This is a genomic window from Psychrobacter sp., assembly GCF_036731945.1.
In the GTDB taxonomy this organism is placed as follows: Bacteria; Pseudomonadota; Gammaproteobacteria; order Pseudomonadales; family Moraxellaceae; genus Psychrobacter.
Genome location: NZ_DAINDI010000006.1, coordinates 1 through 1,935, shown reverse-complemented (window position 1 = coordinate 1,935; position 1,935 = coordinate 1). Strand labels below are relative to the sequence as shown.

The 1,935-nt window shown below is 41.4% G+C and carries 2 protein-coding genes; one reads left to right on the top strand and one right to left on the bottom strand.

Translation table 11 applies throughout. The features are described 5' to 3' along the window. Positions 1 to 194 precede the first annotated feature (194 nt). The gene (hemH, locus tag V7D75_RS02080) at positions 195 to 1,214 is read left to right on the top strand and encodes a ferrochelatase (protein ID WP_333613216.1); all 1,020 of its coding nucleotides are present in this window, start codon (positions 195 to 197) and stop codon (positions 1,212 to 1,214) included. Positions 1,215 to 1,298: 84 nt separating this feature from the next. Here the strand turns inward: hemH and V7D75_RS02075 are convergent, their stop codons facing one another. Then, on the bottom strand, positions 1,299 to 1,640 hold the full coding sequence (locus V7D75_RS02075; protein ID WP_333613215.1) for a hypothetical protein: 342 nt from the start codon (positions 1,638 to 1,640) through the stop codon (positions 1,299 to 1,301). Between the last annotated feature and the right edge of the window lie 295 nt (positions 1,641 to 1,935).

The following is a 1,935-nucleotide window of genomic DNA, read 5'->3' as shown; positions in this document are numbered from 1 at the left end:
ATTTAACCATAATTTGGTATGTGATTGATTGTCGTCTGCTTAGTATATTTTGATAATTGCCAAGTGTGGTTAATTAAGGCTTAATAGTACTATTGCTAAATAAATGGCTAAAATATATGAATTTTGAAATACTTTTTAGCTGATCAAAGCCTATAACTTCACCATAACATAATCCAATAATAGATAATGCCCTTATGAAACCTCAATTGCCGCCCCGTATTGCCGTCTTATTAGTCAACCTAGGTACGCCAGATGAGCCGACCGCGCCCGCCGTCCGTCGTTATCTAAAACAGTTTTTGTCCGACCCGCGTGTGATTGAAATCCCTAAATTTTTATGGGCGATTATTTTAAATCTGTTTGTCCTACCAAGTCGCCCAAAACGTGTGGCAAAAGCTTATGCCAGTATTTGGGAAGGCGATTCGCCCATTCGCAAAATATTAAACAGCCAAGTTGAGCTGCTCGAGCCGCGCTTGGCAAATAGCGTGGCGCCATTTCGCGTTTCTGTACATGCAGCGATGAGCTATGGCAATCCGGGTTTGCCTGACGTGATGGATACACTAAAAAGCGAGGGCGTTGACCATTTTGTTATCTTGCCGTTATTTCCGCAGTATTCTGCCTCGTCTGGCGGTGCCGTCTATGATGCCTTGACCAAATGGACGCTAAAGCAACGCAACTTGCCAAACTATAGCATTGTCAAAGATTACTTTGCGCATCCGCTGTATATTCAAGCATTGGCTAACTCGATTCGCCGCTTTCAAGCCGAGCATGGCAAGCCTGAAAAGTTGATGTTTAGCTTTCACGGGATTCCGCAGCCCTATGCCGATAAAGGCGATCCGTACCCAAAACGCTGCAAATGTACCGCCGCGCAAGTGGCGCACGAACTTGGTCTACAAGATGACGAGTGGATTATCAGCTTTCAGTCGCGCTTTGGTAAGCAAGAATGGGTCAAGCCGTATACCGATGTGGTATTAGAAGATTGGGGCAAATCTGGGGTGCGTTCGGTACAAGTGATTAGTCCGGCATTCTCTGCTGATTGCTTAGAAACACTGGAAGAATTGGCAATCGAAAACCGTGATAATTTCTTAAATGCAGGCGGGAAAGAGTATCATTATATTCCAGCATTAAACCTAGATGAGGCGCATATTGATTTGCTTGAAGCATTGAGTTTGCCGTTGGTTAAGGGCTGGGCTGGTACACTCGATGGTTGGGTTTAATGGTTTTCTTAAATCAAAAAAATACCGGACATAATGTTCGGTATTTTTTTCTAAATTATTCGGTATTTCATTAAGGCACAATTTCTAAAAATTATCATCGTTAGAAACTTTAGCGGCATCTCTGTCAGCAATATCGACGATGTCAGGATAATCTTTATCGTCTAGATTGTCTTCGACCAATACCTCATCAATCCGAGCTTCATCGATATTTTGGCGATGTATTGGCGTCAGTCCTTGGGTGGCATCTGTGCCAACTTCAGAATTATTAAATCCTGCGCTATTATCGATGACATCGTCGTCATCAAAGGTGTGCAGCATAGGATTGTTCAAATCAATCTCTTGGCTACCGTCTTCATTAACATCGATATTGCTATCGCCTTCGATATGGTCCATCTCTTCTGGTAGTGGGGTTTTTGAATTGTCCATGGTTATGTCCTCATTATAGTTATAATTACGATTAAACGGGTTGTTTATAATTATCAAAATTATGCTTATCAGTTTGCCGCGTTATAATTGCAACTAATAGTAGTGAGGTGTCACAGGATGTGCAAAAAATGTAAGGATAGATAAAAAGCGGCTGCCAGTACGAGTTCAGTAGGCAGCCATAAAAAGGTTTTAGCGTTAATTATTTTTCTAAAAACTATTTTAGACAGTTAACTTAGAATAACTAGGGCGTGTCTTCATTTTAAAAATGGTGATAAAAATGAGATAAATTGCAGTC

What these genes read in the sequence shown, in the direction of transcription:
- hemH (WP_333613216.1), top strand. Translation starts at nt 195, where the DNA reads ATGAAACCTCAATTGCCGCCCCGTATTGCCGTCTTATTAGTCAACCTA.
- V7D75_RS02075 (WP_333613215.1), bottom strand. Translation starts at nt 1,640, where the DNA reads ATGGACAATTCAAAAACCCCACTACCAGAAGAGATGGACCATATCGAA.